The following is a 2,869-nucleotide window of genomic DNA, read 5'->3' on the forward strand; positions in this document are numbered from 1 at the left end:
CCGTCCAGTCGACGCTTCGCCAACCCGCTGGCCCTGCGCATCGAGGACCTCGACGCCTACCATCGAGCCGACCCGCAAACCCGCGCGGAAGTCGACGCCCTGCGCGTCTGGCCGGAGACCGAGCGGATCGACCACGACCTCGTCTGGGCCGCCAAGCGCGACGCGCTGGAGTTGCTGTGGCGCGCGGAGGATCGGCCCTGCCCACTGGACGAGTCCCCCTCCTCCGGGGCGCTGCGCGACTGGGCGACCTACTGCGCGCTGGCCGAGCGGTACGGCGGGCGCTGGCCGCGATGGCCCGAACCCCTGCGCGATGTCGACGGACCGGGGGTCACCCTGGCTCGCCGGGAATTGGCACCCAGGATCGCTTTTCACGCCTGGGTGCAGCAACGCTGTGCCGAACAGCTCGGCGAAGTCCGCACCGCCGCGCGACGAGCCGGCATGGCGCTGGGTGTATTGCACGACCTGCCGGTCGGCGTCGACTCCGACGGGGCCGACGCGTGGGCCCTGGCCGACATGCTGGCCACCGGAGTTCACGTCGGCGCTCCCCCGGACAATTTCACCCCGCGCGGTCAAGACTGGGGGCTGCCGCCCTGGCGGCCGGACCGGCTCGCCGCCACCGGGTACACCGCGCTGCGAGACATGCTGCGCGCCATACTTGTTCACGCCGACGGCCTGCGGATCGACCACGTCGCGGGATTGTGGCGGTTGTGGTGGATACCGCCGGGCGAGTCGGCCGACCGGGGCACCTACGTCCACTACGACGCCGACGCCATGCTTGCCGTGCTCGCGCTGGAAGCCCAGCGGGCCGGCGCGACCGTGGTCGGCGAGGACCTGGGAACTGTCGAGCCCGAAGTCACGGAAGCGTTGGGCGACAACGGAATGCTGGGCTGCGCGGTGTCCTGGTTTACCCGGGACGAGTCCGCGCCCGGCCAACCCTTGCTTGCGTCGTCGCGGTGGCCCGCGCGGGCGGCCGCGAGCCTCTCCACCCATGACCTGCCCACTGCGGCCGGATTTCTGCGCGGCGAACACGTGCGGGCGCGCGCCGAGCTCGACCTGCTCGACGACGTACCGGCAGAGCAGGCCTCGGCCGACAAGGAAAAGGCCGAGTGGCTGGCCCTGCTGCGTTCCGAAGGGCTGTTGCCCGACGACCCAGACGAGAACGACGGCCCGGACGAGAACGCCATCATCAGCGCGATGCACCGGTTCTTGGCGGCCACGCCGAGCAAGTTGAAGCTGATCTCGCCCTACGACATCGTCGCCGAACCGCGACAACCGAATCTGCCCGGCACCATCGACGAATATCCGAACTGGCGGCTGCCGTTGCCCCAAACGCTGGAGCAGCTGCGCGAGGACCCGCGCGTCGCCGAAATCACCGCAATATTTCAGGCCGCCGCCGAGGGCTGAGCCCGCCGAGGATCAGTCGTCCGAAGAGTTCAGTCCTCCGGGTTGTAACCGAGGTTGGGGGCGAGCCAGCGTTCGGCTTCGGCCAGGGTCCAGCCCTTGCGCTTCGCGTAGTCGGCGACCTGGTCCTGGGCCATCCGGCCGACGACGAAGTACTGCGACTGCGGGTGCGAGAAATACCAGCCGCTCACGGCGGCACCGGGCCACATGGCCATCGAATCGGTCAACTCGATGCCGGTCCGCTCCTTGACGTCCATCAATTTCCAGAGCGTCGCCTTCTCGGTGTGCTCGGGGCAGGCCGGGTAGCCGGGGGCGGGCCGGATGCCCCGGTACTTCTCATCGATGAGCGCGTCGTTGTCCAGTTGCTCGTCCGGCTGGTATCCCCAGAACTCCTTGCGGACCCGTTGGTGCATGCGTTCGGCGAACGCCTCGGCCAGCCGGTCGGCGACCGACTCCAGCAGGATCGCGCTGTAGTCGTCGAGCGCCGCCTTGAACTCGGCGATCTTCTCCTGGCTGCCGAGCCCCGCGGTGACGGCGAAGGCGCCGATGTAGTCGGCCAGGCCGGTGTCCTTGGGCGCGACGTAGTCGCTCAGCGACCGGTTGGGGATTCCTTCCCGGTGCTCGCCCTGCTGGCGCAGGTGGTGCAAGGTGGTCAGCACCTCGGTGCGGGTGTCGTCGGTGTACACCTCGATGTCTTCCACCCCCGAGCCGACCGCGTTGGCGGGGAAGAACCCGATCACGCCGTTGGCGGTCAGCCACTTCTCCTTGATCAGGGTGTCGAGCATCTCCTGCGCGTCGTCGTACAGCTTGCGGGCGGCCTCGCCCGAGGCCGGGTTGTTGAGGATGTCGGGGAATCTGCCCTTCATCTCCCAGGCGTTGAAGAACGGCTGCCAGTCGATGTACTCGCGCAGCTCGGCCAGGTCGTAGTCCTGAAATTCCCGTACTCCCGTACCTATTGCGGGCACCGGCGGCGTGTAGCCGTCCCAGTCGATCGGCGTCCGGTTGGCGCGCGCCTTCTCCAGTGTCAGCGTCGGCCGCTCGTTCTTCTGGGCATGCCGTTCGCGCAGGGACGCGTAGTCCTTCTCGGTGGCCTCCAGCAGGGGACCCCGCTGCTTGGGATCCAGCAGCGCGGCGGCGACCGGCACCGAGCGGGACGCGTCCTTGACCCAGACCACCGGACCGCTACGACGCGGCGAGATCTTCACGGCCGTGTGCGCGCGCGAGGTGGTCGCGCCGCCGATCAGCAGCGGGATCTCCAGGCCCTCGCGTTCCATCTCGACGGCGAAGTTGGCCATCTCGTCCAGGGACGGCGTGATCAAACCGGACAGCCCGATGATGTCGGCGTCGTGCTCCTTGGCCGCGTCCAAAATCTTCTGGGCGGGCACCATCACCCCGAGGTCGATCACTTCGAAGTTGTTGCACTGCAGCACGACTCCGACGATGTTCTTGCCGATGTCGTGGACGTCGC

2 protein-coding genes are annotated in these 2,869 nt (G+C 68.6%); one reads left to right on the plus strand and one right to left on the minus strand.

What is annotated here, in order from left to right; translation table 11 throughout:
* A partial coding sequence (gene malQ / locus A9W96_RS28660; protein ID WP_067144564.1) for a 4-alpha-glucanotransferase occupies nucleotides 1–1,404 on the plus strand: 1,404 nt, incomplete at its 5' end.
* Nucleotides 1,405–1,433: 29 nt separating this feature from the next.
* Here malQ and A9W96_RS28665 read toward each other — a convergent pair.
* Nucleotides 1,434–2,869, minus strand: a 1,436-nt coding sequence (locus A9W96_RS28665; protein ID WP_197499693.1) for a vitamin B12 dependent-methionine synthase activation domain-containing protein, incomplete at its 5' end; no start/stop codon positions are given.

It is taken from the genome of Mycobacterium sp. 1245852.3 (assembly GCF_001669335.1).
Lineage (GTDB): Bacteria > Actinomycetota > Actinomycetes > Mycobacteriales > Mycobacteriaceae > Mycobacterium > Mycobacterium europaeum_A.